Source organism: Sulfobacillus thermotolerans, from assembly GCF_039623705.1.
Taxonomy (GTDB): Bacteria; Bacillota; Sulfobacillia; order Sulfobacillales; family Sulfobacillaceae; genus Sulfobacillus; species Sulfobacillus thermotolerans.
The window spans coordinates 2,948,755-2,968,681 of the sequence record NZ_CP133983.1 but is presented as its reverse complement, the minus strand read 5'-3'; the positions used below and the strand labels follow the sequence as shown (position 1 = coordinate 2,968,681).

The 19,927-nt window shown below is 51.6% G+C and carries 23 protein-coding genes; 4 read left to right on the top strand and 19 right to left on the bottom strand.

Annotated elements, in window-relative coordinates; genetic code table 11:
- Positions 1-7: 7 nt before the first annotated feature.
- Together ORD20_RS15620 and ORD20_RS15615 are read right to left on the bottom strand one after the other, a co-directional pair.
- Complete coding sequence (locus ORD20_RS15620; protein WP_103374764.1) at positions 8-1,894, bottom strand: proton-conducting transporter membrane subunit; 1,887 nt, start codon at positions 1,892-1,894, stop codon at positions 8-10.
- 52 nt (positions 1,895-1,946) lie between these two features.
- Entirely contained in the window at positions 1,947-2,255 is a 309-nt protein-coding gene (locus ORD20_RS15615; RefSeq protein WP_173677071.1) for an ArsR/SmtB family transcription factor, read from the bottom strand.
- A 150-nt stretch (positions 2,256-2,405) separates the two neighbouring features.
- Here ORD20_RS15615 and ORD20_RS15610 point away from each other — a divergent pair, with 150 nt between their 5' ends.
- Positions 2,406-3,749: an MFS transporter gene (locus ORD20_RS15610; RefSeq protein ID WP_103374766.1), complete on the top strand. Its 1,344-nt coding sequence runs from the start codon at positions 2,406-2,408 to the stop codon at positions 3,747-3,749.
- 287 nt (positions 3,750-4,036) lie between these two features.
- Here the strand turns inward: ORD20_RS15610 and ORD20_RS15605 are convergent, their stop codons facing one another.
- The 5 genes from ORD20_RS15605 to ORD20_RS15585 all read right to left on the bottom strand — a co-directional run bounded on the left by ORD20_RS15605 (position 4,037) and on the right by ORD20_RS15585 (position 7,954).
- Positions 4,037-4,369, bottom strand: a complete 333-nt coding sequence (locus ORD20_RS15605) for a hypothetical protein (protein WP_430626343.1) — start codon at positions 4,367-4,369, stop codon at positions 4,037-4,039.
- A 50-nt stretch (positions 4,370-4,419) separates the two neighbouring features.
- Entirely contained in the window at positions 4,420-5,277 is an 858-nt protein-coding gene (locus tag ORD20_RS15600; protein ID WP_430626342.1) for a glycoside hydrolase family 76 protein, read from the bottom strand.
- 167 nt (positions 5,278-5,444) lie between these two features.
- Complete coding sequence (locus ORD20_RS15595) at positions 5,445-6,266, bottom strand: carbohydrate ABC transporter permease (RefSeq protein WP_173677069.1); 822 nt, start codon at positions 6,264-6,266, stop codon at positions 5,445-5,447.
- The gene (locus tag ORD20_RS15590) at positions 6,266-6,619 is read right to left on the bottom strand and encodes a carbohydrate ABC transporter permease (RefSeq protein WP_430626341.1); all 354 of its coding nucleotides are present in this window, start codon (positions 6,617-6,619) and stop codon (positions 6,266-6,268) included. Before ORD20_RS15590 ends, ORD20_RS15595 begins: the two co-directional genes overlap by 1 nt.
- Before the next feature lie 42 nt (positions 6,620-6,661).
- Positions 6,662-7,954 carry an ABC transporter substrate-binding protein gene (locus tag ORD20_RS15585; protein WP_103374770.1) on the bottom strand — a complete coding sequence of 431 codons (1,293 nt, stop codon included), beginning with the start codon at positions 7,952-7,954 and terminating at the stop codon, positions 6,662-6,664.
- 2 nt (positions 7,955-7,956) lie between these two features.
- Between ORD20_RS15585 and ORD20_RS15580 the strand changes: the two genes are divergently transcribed.
- The 3 genes from ORD20_RS15580 to ORD20_RS15570 all read left to right on the top strand — a co-directional run bounded on the left by ORD20_RS15580 (position 7,957) and on the right by ORD20_RS15570 (position 9,857).
- Positions 7,957-8,619, top strand: a complete 663-nt coding sequence (locus ORD20_RS15580) for an ROK family protein (RefSeq protein WP_430626340.1) — start codon at positions 7,957-7,959, stop codon at positions 8,617-8,619.
- Between the two features lie 108 nt (positions 8,620-8,727).
- The gene (locus ORD20_RS15575) at positions 8,728-8,943 is read left to right on the top strand and encodes a hypothetical protein (protein WP_103374772.1); all 216 of its coding nucleotides are present in this window, start codon (positions 8,728-8,730) and stop codon (positions 8,941-8,943) included.
- Positions 8,944-9,317: 374 nt separating this feature from the next.
- Complete coding sequence (locus tag ORD20_RS15570) at positions 9,318-9,857, top strand: LuxR C-terminal-related transcriptional regulator (RefSeq protein WP_103374773.1); 540 nt, start codon at positions 9,318-9,320, stop codon at positions 9,855-9,857.
- A gap of 80 nt (positions 9,858-9,937) precedes the next feature.
- Here the strand turns inward: ORD20_RS15570 and ORD20_RS15565 are convergent, their stop codons facing one another.
- From ORD20_RS15565 to ORD20_RS15510, 12 genes are all read right to left on the bottom strand, one after another.
- A complete protein-coding gene (locus tag ORD20_RS15565) occupies positions 9,938-10,060 on the bottom strand; it encodes a hypothetical protein (protein ID WP_430626339.1) in 123 nt (40 codons plus the stop codon).
- A 15-nt stretch (positions 10,061-10,075) separates the two neighbouring features.
- Positions 10,076-11,494, bottom strand: a complete 1,419-nt coding sequence (locus tag ORD20_RS15560; RefSeq protein ID WP_103374775.1) for a homing endonuclease associated repeat-containing protein — start codon at positions 11,492-11,494, stop codon at positions 10,076-10,078.
- A gap of 18 nt (positions 11,495-11,512) precedes the next feature.
- On the bottom strand, positions 11,513-11,704 hold the full coding sequence (locus ORD20_RS15555; RefSeq protein WP_103374776.1) for a hypothetical protein: 192 nt from the start codon (positions 11,702-11,704) through the stop codon (positions 11,513-11,515).
- Between the two features lie 24 nt (positions 11,705-11,728).
- The gene (locus tag ORD20_RS15550) at positions 11,729-12,298 is read right to left on the bottom strand and encodes a hypothetical protein (protein ID WP_103374777.1); all 570 of its coding nucleotides are present in this window, start codon (positions 12,296-12,298) and stop codon (positions 11,729-11,731) included.
- Between the two features lie 30 nt (positions 12,299-12,328).
- Positions 12,329-13,357 carry a cbb3-type cytochrome c oxidase subunit I gene (locus ORD20_RS15545; protein ID WP_430626338.1) on the bottom strand — a complete coding sequence of 343 codons (1,029 nt, stop codon included), beginning with the start codon at positions 13,355-13,357 and terminating at the stop codon, positions 12,329-12,331.
- A gap of 52 nt (positions 13,358-13,409) precedes the next feature.
- Positions 13,410-14,237 (bottom strand): cytochrome c oxidase subunit II, encoded by an 828-nt coding sequence (locus ORD20_RS15540; protein WP_242968334.1) that lies wholly within the window; start codon positions 14,235-14,237, stop codon positions 13,410-13,412.
- Between the two features lie 24 nt (positions 14,238-14,261).
- Positions 14,262-14,900, bottom strand: a complete 639-nt coding sequence (locus ORD20_RS15535) for a hypothetical protein (protein ID WP_103374780.1) — start codon at positions 14,898-14,900, stop codon at positions 14,262-14,264.
- A gap of 390 nt (positions 14,901-15,290) precedes the next feature.
- Positions 15,291-16,244 carry a radical SAM protein gene (locus tag ORD20_RS15530; RefSeq protein WP_103374781.1) on the bottom strand — a complete coding sequence of 318 codons (954 nt, stop codon included), beginning with the start codon at positions 16,242-16,244 and terminating at the stop codon, positions 15,291-15,293.
- Positions 16,228-17,364, bottom strand: coding sequence for a radical SAM protein (locus ORD20_RS15525; protein ID WP_103374782.1), 1,137 nt, complete (start codon positions 17,362-17,364; stop codon positions 16,228-16,230). The genes ORD20_RS15530 and ORD20_RS15525 overlap by 17 nt, the downstream gene beginning before the upstream one ends.
- A complete protein-coding gene (locus ORD20_RS15520; RefSeq protein WP_103374783.1) occupies positions 17,361-18,443 on the bottom strand; it encodes a lipoate--protein ligase family protein in 1,083 nt (360 codons plus the stop codon). The genes ORD20_RS15525 and ORD20_RS15520 overlap by 4 nt, the downstream gene beginning before the upstream one ends.
- Positions 18,443-18,853, bottom strand: a complete 411-nt coding sequence (locus ORD20_RS15515; protein WP_103374784.1) for a glycine cleavage system protein H — start codon at positions 18,851-18,853, stop codon at positions 18,443-18,445. The genes ORD20_RS15520 and ORD20_RS15515 overlap by 1 nt, the downstream gene beginning before the upstream one ends.
- A gap of 61 nt (positions 18,854-18,914) precedes the next feature.
- Entirely contained in the window at positions 18,915-19,892 is a 978-nt protein-coding gene (locus ORD20_RS15510; protein ID WP_103374785.1) for a lipoate--protein ligase family protein, read from the bottom strand.
- Positions 19,893-19,927 lie beyond the last annotated feature (35 nt).

Below are 19,927 nucleotides of genomic sequence, written 5' to 3'. Positions count from 1 at the left end.
CCCTTCCTTAGCGCAGCGTCAGCAACAGGACCCCGATAGTCACCAGCAAATACGTCAAGTACAGTCGGACAGGCCCCGCTTGTACCCGGGTACTATATTGGGCGATGCGCCAAATAGCTTGAGACACAGGTCGATATAGATACCGTTCCCACGTTGGCGTTGTTCCCCCTTGATAGACAATGCGTTCAGGAAAATCCTCACGATAGGGCCCCAACCGGGCGAGATGGCGATGGGGCCGGTAAATCACCGCAAAAGTGGTTCGAATCGCCTTGGTAAAAGAGGCCGCAGAAAATTGCATAGCCGGATTCGTTTGGCGCCCCCCTCCCCAGCGCGGCACTTCCGGTGCATCCCAAACGCGTGAGGTAATCGCTGCGATACCAATCCCCAGAAGGAGCATACTCGCAACCACTATGACGTGAACCGGTACCAATAGGGCGCCCGAGCTAGCCCGCGTTGCCAAGAGACGTCGAGCGATGAATGCAATGACAGGTCCGGGAAAGATGCCTAACAACAATGAAATGACGCCCAGCACAAGAACAGGCGCCCCCATGGTTCGTGGAAGAGATGTATAAGGTAATGGCTGGCGCGCCTGTCCAAGAAACATAACGCCCACCGCCTTCACAAAGGCCATGCCCGCCAGAGCTGCGATCAACCCCAATATTAAGGCCAAAGTCAACGCTGTCACGCGAACAAGCACAGGAGATTGCAAGGTCATCAACAACATCCCCCGCAACACGAGCCATTCGCTGACAAAACCATTGAACGGCGGCAAGCCGCTGATTGCCATGGCTCCCATCACGAAAGACAGCCCAATGCCGGGCAAGGTGTGAATCAAGCCCCCTAATTGGTCCATAGTCAAACGGCCTGTGTGCTGCTCTACCCCACCCGCTATCAAAAACAACTGACTCTTAAACAAGGCATGATTCAATGCATGAAGCAGGGCACCCACGCCGCCAATCACCTCTAAACTCGGGCGATGCCAGTCGAGTCCCGCCGCCATGATGCCTAGAGCCATAAAAATAATCCCCATGTTTTCCATGCTGCTGTAGGCTAAAAATTTCTTGAACTCTCTTTCCATTAGGGCATATAACACCCCGAGGAGGCTTGAAAGAGCCCCAATGACGAATAAGACCATAGGCCAAGCGCCGTTCGCGGGGCCCAAATCCATAATGGCAAACTGTATAATGCCAAAAACGGCCACTTTAATCATGACGCCCGACATTAAACTTGATACCGGTGCCGGCGCTGCCGGATGCGCCCGCGGAAGCCATATATGAAAAGGAGCCACACCGCTTTTGATGGCGAATCCTGCGGTTAAGAGGCCAAAGATCACATTTTTTTCAGGCCCAGAGAGTTCATGGGCTTTTATCGCCCACATTGCAAACTCACCCGACTGTACCTGATAGGCCATCAGCAACAATCCTAAAACAATGAGCATGGCGCTCACTTGCGACATGACCAAATAAACGTATCCGGCCTTGACGACACCGGGTCGTTCAGGGTGCGATATGACTAAGAAAAAAGAGGACAACGCCATGATTTCCCATGCCGTCATGAACCCCCAAAGATTTTGGGCTGTTAACACCCCGACCATGCTGACCAAAAATAACGGAGTCCAAAAGGCGCTCCATAATGGATGATGCAAACGGTAACCTAAGGTGTAAATAGAAGCGGCCAACGCTACCACCCCTAATAGGAAAAGAAACCACGATCGCAAAGGGGTTAGGGCCCATTGAGACCCCTGAAGCCACGATAACGTCGGATCGCACAGCCCCAAAAGGGCCACGACAACTAAGGCGACACTCCAGGCGATGTACGCGATTCGGGCCCCTTGTTCATACCAGGCAAGAACCATTATCATGAGTCCACTCAGTAAAAGCCCCATTACTAACATAACCTGACATTCTCCATTCGTTCGGTCGAGACCACACGGCCAGTGCCATCCTCTAGGGTTGAGAACGTAATACCGAATTCATGCTGTCGACTTGATGTTGAAATATCGAACGCGCGATGTCCAACAACTCAAAGATCAACACGTCTGGAACACTGTAAAACACATTCGTGCCGCTTTTGCGCGATTCGACCAGATGATGCGAACGTAGTACTGCCAACTGCTGAGAAACGGACGACGGCTCAATGTTCAAAGCCTGTTGCAGCTCAGACACACTTCGCTCCCCATCTCGCAAGAGATCTAAAATCCGCAATCTGATAGGATGGCCCAAGGTTTTATATAGTTCGGCCTTAAACGCATACATAGCATCCACAGCCACTGGCCTCCTTTCCCAACTTTATTATACCATAAAGTTATTATCTGTGAATATTAATAGGTTTTCATATATGCATATTGCTGTTGAAGAAATTTTTCACCGTGTTTGGTACACTAAGAGCTGTGCAAGGAGGCCCAGATGGATAGCAGTCGTGAAACAGCGAGACCTGTACGGTGGGGATTTACTCCTTCCATCTTAATGGCCGTGGTCTTAAATCCGTTAAATTCCGCAACCATCTCCGTCGGTTTAACCATTCTCCTGCGGGCCTTTCACAGCAGTTCGGAAGGCATTACTTGGATCGTGTCAGGATACTATTTGGGAAGCGCTGTGGCGCAACCGATTATGGGGCGCTTGGGCGATCGGTTTGGTTATCGTCGTTTCTTTTATTGGGGGTTGACGCTCGTGCTGATTACGGCGATCTTGGCCCCGCTCTCGCATCAATTGTGGGTTTTTGTCGGATGGCGCGTAGTGCAAGCGATCGGAACATCCATGGTCTATCCCAATGCCATTGGATTAGTACGCCAATGGCAAACGAAACGCCTGCCCACAATCTTAGGATGGATTGGAATGGCAGCCGGCATCGCTTTGGCAGTCGGTCCCCCCGTAGGAGGGCTGCTCATCGCGCACTTCGGATGGCAAGCAATTTTTTGGCTCAATATCCCCATCGCGATCGCCACAGGTCTCTTACTGGCCATCAGTATTCCTCACACAACCCGGCCATCATCGTCGGTCAAACCCCACGAAGACGTTCTCGGAAGCGTTCTCTTTGTGTTGCTCATGCTCGCGTTTCTGCAAGCAACAAATAAGGCAAGTGTGGTGGCGAGCTTAGGTGGACTAATGATTCTCGTGGTGTTAATCGTGGCCGAAAAGCGTCATGACTATCCCACAATCCCCGTTCGGTGGTTTCTGCGCCGCGCATTTACCTTGGCTGCCCTGATTACCCTATTAACCAACCTGGTTATGTATCTCGCGTTGTATGGGATTCCCATTTTTTTAGAAACCGATAGGCATTTATCCGTGAGTATGAGTGGTTTCATGCTTTTACTTTTTGCCGCCACGCTAGCGGTAGCTTCTCCCCTCGGTGGATATTTGGCGCGTTCCCAAAGCCGTCGATCGCCTATTCTCCTATCAAGCATTCTGCTGGTTGCTGCAAGTCTTATACTGTGGAGCCAGTCTTGGGCCTCCTTAATCTGGATTGGCCTCTCCTTAGTGCTTTTGGGTCTAAGCTTCGCCGTAACCAATGTCGTTCTCCAACAAATGTTCTTGGAACTCGCTCCCGCGCATCAGTCTGGCACCGCTTCGGGGCTCTATAGCTTATTGCGCTATGTGGGCACTATAGCCTCTTCGGTTGTTCTCGCCCAAGCCTTTGAGGCCACTCACACCCTAGTTGTGCTGTTTGTCGCCCTCACAATGGCCAGTGCACTAAGCGGCATCTTAAGCGTAGGACTGCCCGTCAAGACAAAGCGGACAGAAACTTTGTAACCTAGTATCGACGCGGGGGTATCTTGTTGCACGGTAGGCAAAAAGTAACACAGAGAAACGTCTGACGACAAAAATGGCACATTGACGGAACGGAAAGACCCCCACGCACACGCGGCGGAATAATATGGTCTTCTCGTGCTTACACACCAGATCACCTGATGCGGTGGAAATCCCCACAGACCTGAACAGAAGCCAACCCATCCTCCCAATGAGGACTTCTGTTCAAATCTCTGAGGATTGCGAAGAGCCACCCGCCACCTCTTTGACCTGCTTGCCGGGGTGCCTTGTCATGAGACCTTTAGAGACTGGAGACTGACCGTTTTGTGTTCCCCTAGCCATGGTGGCGCAGGTGTCTTCGTGCTCACGCGCCATCCCGTACGCGTTTCTTCATAGACCATCCAGGGAATGCCTTGACGCGTTAACTCCTGCTGATAGTGCCGCCACCGCCTCGGGCTCCAATGAAAACGGCTCTCCCATTCTGTATGACTCATTAAATATTGTTGCAGCACCCGAAAGCTTTCATTCGTCTGCACGCGATAAAACACCACAGGGTCCCCCCATTGGCGTCCCGTCCACAATACTCCATACGTAACGGATTTCTTGGCTGCCATCGTCATCACCCACTCCTTTTGTGATTTCATTCACAATGTATTCCGGTTTCCTGTATTTGTCAAGCGTATGCGTAGTGATGCAGTAGCACGAGCGTTTCTAAAGCGGCAGCCTTGTCACGTAATAAACGCGTGATCGGTTCGTCACGAAGACACGCTAGGCTCAAACATTCCCGCGTATGGAGAAATGCGTCCCACGATTCTTCTATCGCAAGCATAAATGGCTGAACGAATGCAGACACATCGAAAGCAGTTGCCGCTCGCCCTGAAACCAAATCTACATGATCGTTAAACAACCCATCCGCGCGCTGCATGGAACGAACCCACTGCTCCATGGCCAACATTTTCGGATCAATTCCTCGACCGTCACCCTGAGCCAGCCGCCATAAACGCAGTCCTAACAATAAGGTGGGGCCAGTCGAACACACATGAACTGTCCGAGGGGGGATTTGACGCCACAATATCCCTCCACTGCCCACATCAAGGCCGCGGGACACAATGCCTTGATAGAGACCTTGCGCTATCTCAAGCCACGGCTTATGCCGTAATCCTTCATATAAGTCAAGGGCAGCTAAACCAATCCAGGCATTATCGTCGAAGTAGATGCCACCCGGAAACTCGTCAGATTGATGAGGAATACTGTCCATAAGGCCATCCCCAGACTCATAGGTCCGCACCGAAGCAAGAAGGTCCCCTTCGACCTCTTCAACCAATGTTCGGCCATCTGGCAACCACGTAAGTTTACCACAGGCCGACAACAATGCACCAAAACTCCAGTTATAGGCCCAAAAGGGATGGTGACCCACCTCTGTTGATTCTTTGAACCCCGACCATCGACCCACCTTATATTCGGCCCACAGCCGTTCCCATGCACACACCACCGCATCAAAATCCCTCCACTCTGGGCTTGCTGGCGCCATCACCTTCCTCCTTCAACGAGGTATCCTTTGCATTCTTAGTATTCCACAGTTTGATCTTAGCGTCTGATCGTCGCCGAAAGTCAGCAGATCAAAGAGGATAGGGGCGCACGCCCCTATCCTCTTTGATCCCCATAACTCGCCTATCATCATGCACTGTATCGCAGCATCTAACCCTTCACGGACCCGGCTAAAAGACCCCGAACAAAATACTTGCCCAAAAAGATATACACGACCAAGGTCGGAATGGATGCCATCAGCGCACTAGCCATCTGGACATTCCACTGAATGGTTTGGCTTCCGGCAATATTCACCACCGCAACCGTCACCGGTTGGTGCGGAGGTACGGTGATCGCGACCGCAAATAAGAAGTTGTTCCAGATTTGCGTAAATTGCCAAATACCGGCCACCACAAACCCTGCAGCGGATAATGGCAGGATAATACGGCGGAAAATACCCCAATATCCGGCGCCGTCAATTTGGGCGGCTTCAATCATTTCGGCCGGAATCGCTGCATAGAAGTTTCGAAAAATAAGAGTCGTAATGGGAATTCCATAGACCACGTTCACCAGAATAAGACCGGGAATCGTGCCGTATAATCCAATCGCATCTAAAACCCGCAATACCGGAATGAGCACGGCCTGATAGGGAATGAACATCCCCATAAGAATAATGAAAAACACCACATTGGCGCCGCGAAATTTCCACTTCGCCAAAGAATATCCGTTCACCGCTCCAATGAGCGACGAAATCACGGTCGCGGGCACAGCAAGATAGACACTATTAAGGAAGTTTGGGCCTAATTTTTGCCATGCAGAAACTAAACTTGATGTACTCCAGTGCGTCGGTAGATCCCACATCTGCGACAAATGCAGAGCTGCACCCGCTTTTAAGCTAGTCGTCACAACGAGATAGACCGGCATGAGATAGAGAATGGCAAACACGGTAAGCACGAGATAAAGGATAGACCGATTCAGACGTCTTAGTGCCATCACATCTCCTCCTCTCGATTTTCGCGCCGCAACACCGAGATTAGATAGGGGACACTAAAGGCCGCCATCAGTAAAAACAAGATAGTGGCAATGGCTGCGCCTTGGGCAAACTGACTCCCTTGGAACGTCGTATCAAACATGTTTAAGGTCGGCATATCCGTACTAAAATCTTGACCCGGTCCTGTCATGGCATAGACCAGCCCAAACACTTTCAACGACGCCGCCGTCAGAATGATGACAGCGGTGACCGTTGAACTGGCCAACTGCGGATAAATGACGGACCAGAACAAACGCCACGAACCCGCTCCATCAATGCGGGCTGCTTCCTTGATTTCTTCAGGTACTGCCCGCAAGCAATACCGGTCGTCCGTGCACGCACGGACGACCCAAGCGCCTTATGATAATGGATTGGACTGGGCAGCGTTTTCCAACGCGGTCACGAACTGCGAAACATTGTGATTGCTCAGGAGGATATCCATCGCATTGTTGACCGCAGTCGTAAAGCCAGGATTGACAGCCCCCTGACCGATGACTAATACCAGTTTGTCCTTCTTGTACGATTGCATCGCAGCACGCGAATAGGCGTCATAGTCTGCCGGATTCGCATCAAGTCGCGGCGAAAAGGTCCCTTTTAAGGGGTTGAAGATATCTTGCCCGGTCTTGGATCCCAAAACTTTGAGGTAATCTAACGTCGCTGTCTTGTTCTTTAAATGCGATGGCAGTCCGAAGACGTCAGACACCACGGCAAATGTGCCAGCAGTTCCTGGTGTAGGTGCCCAGCCAAATCCTTTGCCAGGCGTTAGATGTAAGTCCGTCGTAAAGTAGCCTTGCGCCCAATCCCCCATGACATTCATCGCGGCTGATCCCTGAGCAACTAATTGATCGGCCTGCTGCCAATGCAATGCGGTGTAGTCACTGTTGGTATACTGCAGCATCTTCACAAAGGTTTGGGTCGCCGTGGTTACCCCAGGACTACTCCACGAGGCTTTCCCGCTTAATAACGCATCATATTCCTGAGGTCCCACTGTGCCTAATAAAACATCACTCCACAAAAGCGTGGCTTCCCAGTCCCCATGATTCGCTAACGCCAACGGCGTAATATGATGTGCCTCGAGAACCTGGGCATCGTTAAAGAATTGCGTAAATGTTGTCGGCGGGGTTAAGTTATATTTTTGAAAAATGGCAGGATTGTACCATAGTACGTTGCCTCGTTGCATATCGACCGGCACCGCATAGATTTTGCCATTGAAGGTCAGTAAGTTCAACAATGATGCGGGATAATCATGATACCAACCTTCTTGCTTGTACAAGGAATTTAATGGGGCCATATCGCCCGCTTGAACCCAAGAATATAACGATCCATGTCCGGCATGGACTTGAAATGTACCCGGAGGATTGTTGGCCTCCATGCGGCTCGCAAGCACGGCCTTGGCGTTCGATCCAGCTCCTCCTGCCACCGCTTCGTTAATCACTTTGATCTGGGGATATTCTTTGTTGAACTGAGCGTTAAGGGCCGCCAACGCCTTACTACTGGCCACACCTGTCCACCAGCTAAAAATTTGAAGCTGTTTTGGGGAATTGTTGACGGTCGCTGGCGCCTGCGCGCTTTGTGAACCACAACCTGCTAACCCGACCGTACTGGCCGCAAGTAAAGCCGCAAAACCTATCCCTATACGACGTGTTCCCATTAATGCACGGAGCCTGGGCAGAGTTTTTGCGTCGCCCTGTGGAGAGCCTCGTCTTTATCAATGCGGGAATCGGTGTTGGCGCCGGTCTCATTTTAGGGGGGCAATTGGTTCGCGGGCACCATGGTATTGCTGGTGAATGGGGACACACTACCATCGACGCGATGGGCTTGCTTTGCGCGTGCGGCAGCTACGGGTGCTGGGAGTTATACGCGTCCGAACGCGCTTTAGCGCGCTATTTAAAAGAAGAGGGCGTTCCTGATGGAGACCCGTTTGCGCCCTCTTTTATGGATTCTGCCCTGATTAACGCCCCCGACGATCCACGCTTTCAGGAGGCCTTCAGACAAGTGGGCCACTACTTGGGCATCGGCATTGCCAATATCCTCAACGCCTTAAATCCTCGCTACATTATCGTCGGCGGCACCATCGCCCGCGCGTCGCGATGGATTCTACCCGAAATCACCTCCGTTCTGCGCAAACGGGCCATTGGCGTCAACAAAAACGTAGAGATATTTGCCGCCGACCCAGACATGGTCGCTATTGGAGCCGCCGGATTAGCGCTATCACGCGCGCTTCCCCTTACGCCTCTTCCGGTCTTAAGCCAACTCGATGTCGGCCGCGCGCCCATTCGTTCCATCGGATCAGGAACCATACTGAACGACCGATAAAAATAATAACCTGGGAATTATGATTTTTCTGCCATTAGCGGAATCGTTGATGCGCAATTATCCCCCTCTCATACTAGTAAGTAATCACGAGATAAGGAGGGATTAACCATGACGCGTCGTCGTTGTGCCAACTGTGGCCAATGGATTAATGAGCCGGAATGGACCAAAGCCGGACAAGAATCACGCCCTACGGTCTATTGGTGCCTCCCTTGCCGGCTGCAAGTGCAACGCGAATGCCAATTGCAATTGTGGGATCAACTAGGAACCAAATCCGCGACCGATTCGTTATTGCAACAGGTGGTGCGGGAATGGTTGAGCCCTTGACACGACAATGCGACTCCCATGACCATCCTTTGCTCACCGCGCGAAGCTCGCGCGGTGTTTTTTGTTGCCGAGCTTGTTGTCTGGATTATAAGGCCAAGCCCGCAAAACATGACCGATATCCGTGCCGCTTTCGCCTTTAAACCCCCTCGAATGACTTCCGGCCATCAGGTTATGGAGTTATATCGCATCGCCATTCTCTCCCAGGCTTTACCCCCTCTCAGTAGATTAATTAGACAGAGAGAAAGCCGTTGTGATATAATAATTTCATACTAGTTGAATCCGACTATACTTCCGTGTAATGATTTCAGCCACAACTTCAAGCCTCGTCTACGAGATAATGCAAAAGAGTCTTACCCTGTGAGGTGCACGCAAACATGTGGAGCAATGGAGCCTGCTTTATTGTTAATAACGATTTAGCCATTGAGCATTGGAACCCTGCGATCAGTCAAATGACGGGCCTCTCGGAAGAAGCCGTCTTGGGTCGACGCTGCTATGACGTGATACGAGGCGCCAATCTCGATGGCAGTGTGTTTTGCCAGGCCTCTTGTACCTTGCTGACAACGGGCACCGTCCCGTCGAACATCTTAGTTCCCACTCGGTACACAGGTCACCGAATTGCAGAATTGCGTGTCACTATGTTGGATACTCCGCCGGTTATTGTACACTGGCTCACACTCTCCGACCAGGTCGTCTCCCCGACATGGCACCTAACTCCTCGTCAACAGGCCATTTTTGCCCTGCGTTCCCAAGGATATTCACGGGCTGCCATCGCCAAGGAACTTCATATCCAGCTCAGCACGGTGAATACGCACATCAAACGTGTGCGGGAAATTCTTGGTGTCCGCACCGAACAAGAAGCACTCGCCCAAATAGCAGCCAGTGCATCCTCTTCTCCAACAGCTCGCAACGAATAACCTTCACACCTAATGATGTTCCCGATACCACGCAATTAATTCACGATCCGAGTGGCAACTCAACATCGACCGCATTCGCTTCAAATGCGTTTCAATTGTACTAGTGCATGCGCGGGCTTGCCAATCCATTCGGCCACTTGAGGATCCATATCCATAATGCGCCAATCACTCCCGACGAGAAACGTCGGAACATTGCTCCACATATGACGTCCTCCCACCTATCCCCTAATATCTTGATAGCGCGTGGGTTCCACCCAATGCGTAATCGCGCCAGAATGTCCATCGATAGCCATATGGAACCGCACAGGCGCCTTAGTCTCTGGCCCGGACATGACCAGCACCGGAGCGGACGTCCCCAACCCCTCTTTACGCACGGGGCAAGGACTTCCACAATACGGTGTGCCATCTATGCGCGACGTTCGCACAATGTCGGCACATAATTGACCCTCGACACGTTCTCGCGATAACCCAGTTAATTGACTAAGCGACTCGCTCCAAAATTGAATATGGCCGTTTTGGCCTACAACAAAACACGGCGAGTTACTGGCGGTAGTTACATCCTTCTTGACAGCCTTGGATGCCGATAACCGCCGACGAAAAGACAATCCTAAGCCACGTTTAGCCCACCGAATGGCTTCACTGCGGTGCGAGGTTGCCTTTGCCCACGCCCATACCGCCGCCCACGGCACGGGAACCAGTCCGCTCTCATAAGATTCTACTAGAAACAACGGCCAGCGAATAGCCTCGGCTAAATCCGCCTGCGACCACCCTCTAGCTTCACGGAATCGGCGCAACCTCACGCTCACCTGATTATGGTCCCAGTCGGGCGTGGGACCAAATTCCCTAGCAACATTTTCCCAATCGCCAAAGGTATCAGCAATCGCTTGAGACAAACGTGGATGATACGCTAACGTTTCTTTCACCGTAAACCCATGACTCAAATAGTTGCGAAGCAACGCCAACACCCGTTCTTTCGTCCACCGCTCTGCCCGCACCGCTTGAGATCCCGTTGCCAGTTCCACAGCACGACTCCATGATCCAAAATGGTCACACGCGGCACGGTAAAGCGCACGGTTCCAAAACCTCGCCGAACTATCACGGAGGTCGGCGCCCGACGCATACGCATCCTGAAGCAAGGTCTGAACACGTTCCGCCGACCACGGTATGGACGCCCGGACGGCCTCGGCGTTGAATCCGGCTGCCTCGAGGGCCCGGCTCCACGATCCAAAATAATAGGTCGCGGCAGAAACCAGTTTGTTGTTTTGAGATCGCATGTGATGAGCATAGAGCGGTTCCCCACGTTCGGCATAGGATTGGATTTCAGCGATGATGCGTTCACGGGACCACCGCTCCTCCTTAGGCCCTTTGTGGCCTAATTCCTCCGCAATGCCACTAGCCTCAAGCGCTTTCGCCCAACTTTTATAATAGCGGCGAGCGGCTGCCCATAAGGCGCTGTCTTCAATACGCACCCGCTCTGATGCCATCGACAACCCTTTGGCCTGCCGTTCGTGGAGGGCGCTTGTGACACGGTGTGCGTCCCAGCGCTGTTTTGGCATCTTCCGTTCTTCGTCCACCGTCTCGTCTCCCATTTCGGTATCGTGTTGGTAATTTAAGAACAGTGGCACAGCGAATGCCACTGTTCTTGTCACTCAAAGCTAACGGTTGGCGTTAGACGAACGTTTTTCTGCGCGTTCCCGGTCGATGTCCATCGCGACCTTGCGCAAGGTAATCAATAATACCGTCATCACCACAATTTGAAAGATCCACCACATCGGATCCCACCAGTGGGCCATCCCAATGCTGTAGGGAATCCGCAAGGGCAAGTGGGGCCAAAAGTTGTTACCCATGACTTCGTCCTCCCTTCTCTTTCGTTACAGCAGATAGAGCACAATGTATACCACAAGCCAAATCACTGAAATTCCTGCCCACAATAATGACACAGCCTCCATATGCCAATACCCATCATCGGCGGACGCCACAAACCGCACCCGCGAGATATATGAAAGCAATGCGATAAGGCCCACAACGAGATAAAACACGGCAAATCCCGTCATGGTGAAGAACACCTCGCCATAACGTGTACCAGGCGACAGATACCGCACAGACCATTGGTACAGCACGCCCAGTAACGCCCCAGCCCCCAACAGCACCATCCATTTCACCCGGGCGACTTGGTCCACCCCGCGAATCGCCGATCCCCGAACGGTCCACGCCATAATCCCACTTACGGCCATGAGAACCGCCACTAAAAGGGCAACCGGTTGGTCTGCGGAGGAGGAGACGTAGCTTCCCACAAAGAGGTAGCGTACATCGATTAACACGATAATGGGCACCAATTGACTGGCAATGAACATGAACATTCCAAAGCGCCCCATCCGACGACTCGAATCCGGCCGCCCTTTGCGCGGCGCAGAACCCATGCTCACAGGTTGGTTCGTCATTCGTGAGGCCCTCCTTCATCTTGAGGATCTTTAGTCGCAGCCAACTCCTGCTCTGCGGGGAATTGCACCGACACTGGCTGCTTGGACCCAATAACTCATTACACTGCCCGTAGCAGCAAAGAAATTAAACGGCACCAGTTTTTCCAGCAACGCGAGGACGAACGTCGTCTGAATTTCCGGAATCCATATGAGCACGAGCAATCCCACGGTGAGCTGTCCCCACGCAAATAAGGGCAATCGACTCCATGTCATTCCCTGGGCCCGGCGGAACATCACGGTGGTCACCATGTTGAGTCCGACGATGAATGTAGACATTGTCAGCGCTGCGACACCAAGGTAGTAGTATAGAATCCCATTAGCATCCTGACTGGCCAACGGCTCATACCCACGCCACCCTGTCGTCCAAGCCCCTAACAATGGACTGAATAGTACCGTAAGAATTCCCGCCGGTACTAACCAGACGCTAATGCCGGACAATTTGGGGAAGGCAGTGCTCCGAGACCCAATCATCATGGGCACCATGTAATTGCCGAACCCACCGAGAAGAGCCACGTTGGCCACGGAAAACATCATAATCGTTCCGTGAATACCAACCGCGGTAAGGTAATTGCTCGGATAGTGGAAAATTGTCAGGTGGTCGCTCATAAGCTGAATCCTCATCAACATAGCCACAGCGCCGGCGATGAGGAATCCCCCCATAGCTGATCCAAGATATTGCAACCCAATAACCTTATGGTCGGTACTATATTCGAAATAGCGCCGCCATCCCGTAGACTTTTCGTGCCAACGGTCCTTATATCCAAATAAGGGCAACGCCACCGATTCCCAGACTCCTACGCCCAATAGCCATCCAATCACCGCTGCAACCCATCCAAATGTTGCTGACGGGCCCGTCACAAACGGATGGCCGCGGAACGGGTCGACAATGTCAACAAACGTGTTAACGACCACAAAGCCAATAGCGGCCCACAAAAAGCCCCTTAAGACGGGCGGCATGACATTGCGTTTCCCCGCCTTGGGTGCACGAGTGGCGGCCGGCACCATAGTGGTTTGTGCCATTAAAATTCCCTCCTTGCTTCAGCCATCGCTTTACGCTTAGCCTCCGTTATCATTAACCCAGACCACTTTGCAGCTTTTTCTCGTACTGAATCCATTTAGCAAACTGGCTCGACGATACAACATTTAACGGCGCTTCCATCCATGGGTGTCCGGGGCCGCAGACTTCGGCGCACTGTACGCGAGACATCGGGTTTTGCGCGAACGAGGTGATCTTGGTGGGCGTAATATAAATGGAACGCGCCTCACCTGGAATGACGTCCTCTTTAATACCCCAAGACGGCACCCAAAAACTATGAATCACATCCACATATTGGTCGTAGGTGTGATACGGGTCATACGAGCGCAACACAAATTTCACCGACCGTCCCACCGGCAATTCCAATTGATCTTGACCATTGGCATCCAAGGTCTGCGTCAGCCCGTACTGCGGGTAGCTAAAAATCCATTCCCACTGGCGCGCGGTGACGTCTACGATAATGGCTTGTTTGTTGGCGGCCGCTTGCGGATTTTCCATCGCAAAGAATTGTTCGGTCGCGGACGCCGTAGGATGCAGGAAGAACAATAAATTGATGCCTATACTGCCAATGACCCAGCTTCCTACAAACCATTTGTTACTGCGGGCAAATTTTTCCGGTAACGTTGGGGTTTCTCCGCGTTTCACCGTAAATCGAATCATCGACCACACGAGCGTGAGCCCAACGAAAATGAAAATCGGAACGAGCACCACAATCAGAAAATCCATTGCACTTTCGACCATGAGTCCAATATTGGAAGCGGTATAGTACATCGGGTCATTGTGAATAATGACCCGCACGCCCATTTCTCCGAGAATGGAGAGAACGACCCACACAATGCCAAACCCTAAAACATCCACAGACACCCTTCTCCCTTCCGCCATCACCCCTTAGGCTGGCAAAATCATCAGTTTGCCGCGCATACCGGTCCGGTAGTGAATGTACTGCTGAACAAAGCATCCAAAATCCCACAAGCCCGGTTTATTGGGAACCTGAAACGATAATGTCAAACTTCCTCCCGGCTTCAATGTGGGACTAAAGTCCCCGCCGCTCGCAATGTTATAGAGATATTTGGGACCCTCGTAAGTGACAATGGCTTTGTTGGGGACGAAGTTGTCAATGTTATATGGGTTACTCAAGGTGACAGGGACACCATCCCAAAAATCCGTCTGCCACGCATCCGCATCCATTTCCCCAAAGGCTTGGAAATATGCTTCATTAAGATGGCGACCAATGGTCCATTCGTGCCAGTGCGTATGACTTTGATTTTGGAACGTCACGCGCATATAATCCCCAACACGCCACGTCATATAATTGGGAATGTAATAATAGTCATAGGCGTAAAAGTTAAGATTGCCAGAGTCCACCGGAGACCCAAAGACCCCTCGAGCCGCGCTAACAAGCGCCTGCCGACCAAACAATGTGACGGCTCCCGCCGCCGCAACGCCTCCCATACCCCACAGAAATTGGCGCCGACTCCACGTAGATTCTTCAGGCAATTCTGTCTCTAATGGACTTTTGTTATCCACCGTGCCACCTCCTCACAGACATTGCGACAAACGCCAGACATAAAGCGTTTGCCCGAAAAACGCGATCCCATAGAACTAGTTCTTTAAAAGTGGGTGCATTTGTATTGCCAATGCTTAAATTAATAAAAAAGGCTATCTGCGACAATCCTAAAAACAGGGTGACTTTGTCCCCTGACTACGTACCCCTCGAAGGCACGAGTTCATTTGAATGAGGTGTTCGAGAGCGCAAGCCGATGGATATCAAATGCAAGATCCTTCCTTTGGATTATCGGCGACCCTTGGGATTTACAGGCATCCCTCCCTACCGTCCCAAGAAAAATCCCGGTCTCTCGCGTAGCGACGCGTCAGAAACCGGGGAGTCGTTAAGGACGTTTATAATGGACCAATGTATTAAGCGAGCAGCGAACAACATTTCTCGTTGTAGTGAATGGTATACCCTTTAGCTTCCGCATAGCGAATGGTCCCGGCCAAGGGGTAGGCAATACTTTGCACGCCGCAGTCAATCGCGTATGCTTCCATAGCCAATTTGTCTGGACCAGGCGGCCTTGCACACCCCAACGAAATAGGCGTGGACGGCATCATAATCCGAGCCGCCGCAATTACACGCGCGACATCCTCGGCTGAAACCCGTGCAGCCCCTGCCATGGGAGTCCCCGGCAACGGCATTAACGCCACAATGACCAGTTGTTGGCAGCGTTCATCACGGATCATTTCCAACGCATTAAATTCTCCCAGCAACGCACCAAAGTGCAATCCAACCACGACATGCGGCACTGCATTTAAACCCTCTTCTCGCAAGATCGCCAGTGACTCACGGTAATCTCGGGTCGTCTTGTCGAGATGATACACCCGGTGAATGGTTTCGTCGGCACCAATAATGTCTAAAAGAATTTGGTCCACACCCGCCATCTTCAAAGCGTGAGCGACCGAACGTTTTACCAATCCGGTGTGAACTAAAACGGTAAGCCCTCGGTCTTTAAGACGCGCAATATCCTCTACAAACCGTTCTAAAGGCACCGACCCGTCTTCTAAACATCCTCCGCTAATCAAAACCCCATCCGTCCCGTTGGCAACTAAGGTATCCGCCGCGTCACGAAAGCGCTTAAGACTATTCGCAACCGTCATCCCTTCGAGGACTTTTGTGCCACAGTGGTCACATTGCAGTGCACAATGATTGCCCGTGACGCTCATGGACGCAAAAGCAGTACGGTGATTTTGATAGATCCCCGTATCATAGTGTTTCTGACTCGGCGCCGAAACGGTCAACGACCGGGCAAAGTAATTCTGCGATAGCATCCCCGCCCTGGTGATAAGCTCCTCTAGCGGTCTATCGCTCCAGTTCATGCCCCACCTCCTGATATATGTCCTCCCCGGCCCAATCCGTCCATAATTGCGCGCGAATGTCTTGGATATCTTGCGGTCCCGGCTGAAAGGCGAAGTTGCGAATTTTTTCACTGGGGCGGCCGTTACCATAAGGCCGATTGCATGCGGTTTCTCCTTGTTCATCGGGACATCCCGACGTCATAAACGGTTGCCCTGATTCAATAATTCGCGCAAGCACATCAAGGTCTACGCCAAAGTCGATAACCTGCCCTTGCGCATTGAAACGAAACTGATGGACAGATACTCCCAACTCATTGACAAGGTAACGTCCAAGTTGGCATCGACGATAATGACCCATTGACGGTTGCGGATAATCCCCTAACAGTGTTGACGGTTCCGGATTAAACGAGAATAAATGCGTGACAACATTCATATCTTGAGCTTTTTGACAGGCCTCCAGCAGTTCTTGTTCTGTTTCTCCTAACCCCGCCACTAAATGAATTCCCACAGTGCCCGGTTCGAATACTTTCGTGGCCTCCTCTGTTACCCACCAAAAATGCTCCCATCGATGAGGCCCTTTGACAGGTCGGCCCCGATGCTTCTCAAAGAGCGCAGGGGTCGCGGCATCAATAGCAATATCGACTCGATCAGCCCCCGCGTCGCGGATTTTTTGCAAATCATCGCGCTTCTTGATTAAGGACGCCGTGATAAGCCCAGAAATCAACAACGGGGTACGCTCATGAAATTGCCGGATAATCTGCAACGAATGGTCAAACGACTGATGATTTGCCAACATACCGACGCACAATCGGCGCATTTGATGGGGCACTTGAACACTGCGCTCTATGAGATCGTCAACTGCCACAATGGGCCACTTGACCCGGATAAAGGTGGCGTCTTCACGCGGCACCCTGCGCTCCCGAGACATCCCACAATAAGAGCAGTTCGCGACACAATTTTCTTGATAGGTCATTAAAATATTAAGACCCCTTAACACCGTTTCTGGCCGAGCGAACTTTCCCTTTTCGAAACCTAATGTAATGGCCCCAGCCAACGACGTCATCACATGAGTCGGACTCTCATGGGCAACGTGTGGTTGGGGACGCAGCTCAATTTGGTGGCGATATGCGTCATCGTTCATAGCGATCCCTCCCGGCGATTGAGGCAAAGAGGAGACAATGCGGCAATCCAGTCTTCCTCTTTGACTCCTAGATATTGATAGCCTGTGCGGTAATGTTGCTTCACGATGCTTTGCAAGGCATGGATCTCTAATGGGGCATCTTTCAAGGCCGCTTCTAAATCCAAGACAGCGCGTTCGGGATAGACAAAAAAATCTCCCGTAATAAAAATGGTTTTAATGTGAGTCATCGCCATGTTGGTTTGCACGGTTAAACGGAGAAGACCACCAGAGGCTTTATACGTCAGATTTTCAAGCGGATAGTTGGCATCCGGTTGAGGCGGCTTGCGACGGTCAATCCACTGCGGCATACGGTAGGTTTCGGCCGATTGCTGCCATGCATCCGCTTCAAAGTCTGTTAACGAGGAGGGAACTAAACGGACTCCTAGGACATGCATCAAAGCCGCTTGCACTCGCTCTTTGACCTCATCCATTGGAGGCGACTGCCCAAGCAACTCGCGCATCGTTACTAATCGCTGCGCAAAAGATGTGACACTTTTGTCTGAAAGTTTTTCAACAGGAAGCCGCAAAACCTCCAGCATGGTCTTGACATCAAAGTCCAGTAATAGTGTCCCTTGGTAGATCACGGTGCCATAATAATCAACCCCACCGGTTCCGGAAATTTTACGCCCATCGACTTCCACATCATTGACAGGACGAAAGTGCGCCTTAATGCCCCATGAACCCAACGCCTCCACGACCACTTGCGCGAGCTGTGGATAGAGCGATTCTGGACGAATGCGCTGAGACGCACCTACCTTCATACATATCTCCCATCCGAGTTGTTGGGCATCCATATAAATTGCTCCGCCGCCCGTAATGCGTCGATTGATTTCCACCCCCAATCGCTCGGCTTGACTTCTATTTATTTCCAAATCCACACTCTGGTGATATCCAATTAACGCTGTAGGTGGATAAAATTCCATAAACCGCAAGGTGTTGGGCACGCTATCGCGCGCACGCGCTTCAATAACCACTTTATCCAATGCCATCTGCTTCCATGCAGGCAACGGCCCTAAATCCAACATCCGCCACGTGTCCATCACAACACATCCTGCTGGGATAGCCACGCGCTGTACGCGTCCGCTGATAACAAGTTCTCCAAGGACGTCGTCGCCTTAGCCTTAATTAACCATCCTTGTCCATACGGATCACGATTCAGTATTTGCGGATCGTCTTGCACTAAAGCATTGGCAACAATCACAACCCCGTCAAAAGGTGCATATAACTGCCCCACCCACTTGCCCGACTCGATACTACCAAAAGGCATGCCTTCGACGAGAACGGTTCCGGGCTCCGGCAGTGCCGCATAAAGAATATCGCCCGCAGTATCTTGGGTATAATCCGTGACTCCCACCGTAATAAGTACATCCTCTTGAAGCACCCACTGATGATGCCTATCGTACAACCTACCCGGCACCACTTTCCACCGATGAATCGGTTCGATGGCCATACTTACCCACCCCTCACAAAGATTTTTCAGATCATATCGACACACCGCAAGGGAGAGACCTTTACGGTAATAAGGACGAAGACGTCGAACGGTCCATAAGACTTAGCAATACTTCTTGTAAATGAGGATCCCCTATGTAATCGCCAATTTGCGCGTACGGCAACGGCAGGGGCACCTCAAACGGCAGGTTCCAAATCTGCAAACATAGTTGCCGCTCCGTATCCACTTCCGCCACAATATCAGGAAACCAGGCATCTTCACGGGGTTGCCGCAAATACACCCCTTCCCGCACTTTGATTTGATGGTAACGTGGCCGCATTCCCGGTGCGTAAAGCCACCGCGGTTGAAGTAGACTGCGTCCCACTTGCGCAACCACCGGGTTCCAGCGGTCCCAAGGAACCTCGCGCAGCACGGTGTCCCAATGCCGATGGAAAGAGGTTGCCAAATCCCTCATCACGGTCTCCGGTTGCCACTCGCGCCCGCTGAGCTCTTCCAGGGTGGTAAGATGCCGGGCCAGCGCATCCGCAAAGGAGTGTTTGAAGATAGAGGAGCCCGCTCGCACTTTGACCATCATTTCGGGGTCAAAGCGCAACAAAATATTCCCTACAATAACGACACTATCTTCAATTTGACCCCCTGCATTCCCAGAAATTTTTCGGTTATTGATGAGAATATCGGCAGGGCTCTTGAACATCGCAGCAAATCCCATGGTCTGCAAATACGACACAACAGGCGCTAAGGCATATTGGTACCATTGCTGCGGGGACTTTTTTGCAACGTGGTGGGATGCATTGACAATAACTTGAAAAAAAATTTGGTGCTGATCTAAATAAACTAGCGTACCTCCTACATGCCGCCTTACCACAGGAAGCCCAGCACGGGCGTCAAATTCTTGCCAATCCTGATGACAACCGATGGATACATAAGGATCGCGCGGCCAGCATAGAACGATTCCTTCTTCATGCATCGTCGGCAACGCATGATATAAGGCTTGGGTGGTGAGCCAATCAACCTCGCCCACCATATATAGCGGCAACACGGCCTCACCCCATAATTGTCTTAAACTTTATTTAA

What these genes read in the sequence shown, in the direction of transcription:
- ORD20_RS15620 (WP_103374764.1), bottom strand. Translation starts at nt 1,894, where the DNA reads ATGTTAGTAATGGGGCTTTTACTGAGTGGACTCATGATAATGGTTCTT.
- ORD20_RS15615 (WP_173677071.1), bottom strand. Translation starts at nt 2,255, where the DNA reads ATGTATGCGTTTAAGGCCGAACTATATAAAACCTTGGGCCATCCTATC.
- ORD20_RS15610 (WP_103374766.1), top strand. Translation starts at nt 2,406, where the DNA reads ATGGATAGCAGTCGTGAAACAGCGAGACCTGTACGGTGGGGATTTACT.
- ORD20_RS15600 (WP_430626342.1), bottom strand. Translation starts at nt 5,277, where the DNA reads ATGGCGCCAGCAAGCCCAGAGTGGAGGGATTTTGATGCGGTGGTGTGT.
- ORD20_RS15595 (WP_173677069.1), bottom strand. Translation starts at nt 6,266, where the DNA reads ATGGCACTAAGACGTCTGAATCGGTCTATCCTTTATCTCGTGCTTACC.
- ORD20_RS15585 (WP_103374770.1), bottom strand. Translation starts at nt 7,954, where the DNA reads ATGGGAACACGTCGTATAGGGATAGGTTTTGCGGCTTTACTTGCGGCC.
- ORD20_RS15580 (WP_430626340.1), top strand. Translation starts at nt 7,957, where the DNA reads ATGCACGGAGCCTGGGCAGAGTTTTTGCGTCGCCCTGTGGAGAGCCTC.
- ORD20_RS15575 (WP_103374772.1), top strand. Translation starts at nt 8,728, where the DNA reads ATGACGCGTCGTCGTTGTGCCAACTGTGGCCAATGGATTAATGAGCCG.
- ORD20_RS15570 (WP_103374773.1), top strand. Translation starts at nt 9,318, where the DNA reads ATGTGGAGCAATGGAGCCTGCTTTATTGTTAATAACGATTTAGCCATT.
- ORD20_RS15565 (WP_430626339.1), bottom strand. Translation starts at nt 10,060, where the DNA reads ATGTGGAGCAATGTTCCGACGTTTCTCGTCGGGAGTGATTGGCGCATT.
- ORD20_RS15555 (WP_103374776.1), bottom strand. Translation starts at nt 11,704, where the DNA reads ATGGGTAACAACTTTTGGCCCCACTTGCCCTTGCGGATTCCCTACAGC.
- ORD20_RS15550 (WP_103374777.1), bottom strand. Translation starts at nt 12,298, where the DNA reads ATGACGAACCAACCTGTGAGCATGGGTTCTGCGCCGCGCAAAGGGCGG.
- ORD20_RS15545 (WP_430626338.1), bottom strand. Translation starts at nt 13,357, where the DNA reads ATGGCACAAACCACTATGGTGCCGGCCGCCACTCGTGCACCCAAGGCG.
- ORD20_RS15530 (WP_103374781.1), bottom strand. Translation starts at nt 16,244, where the DNA reads ATGAACTGGAGCGATAGACCGCTAGAGGAGCTTATCACCAGGGCGGGG.
- ORD20_RS15525 (WP_103374782.1), bottom strand. Translation starts at nt 17,364, where the DNA reads ATGAACGATGACGCATATCGCCACCAAATTGAGCTGCGTCCCCAACCA.
- ORD20_RS15520 (WP_103374783.1), bottom strand. Translation starts at nt 18,443, where the DNA reads ATGGACACGTGGCGGATGTTGGATTTAGGGCCGTTGCCTGCATGGAAG.
- ORD20_RS15515 (WP_103374784.1), bottom strand. Translation starts at nt 18,853, where the DNA reads ATGGCCATCGAACCGATTCATCGGTGGAAAGTGGTGCCGGGTAGGTTG.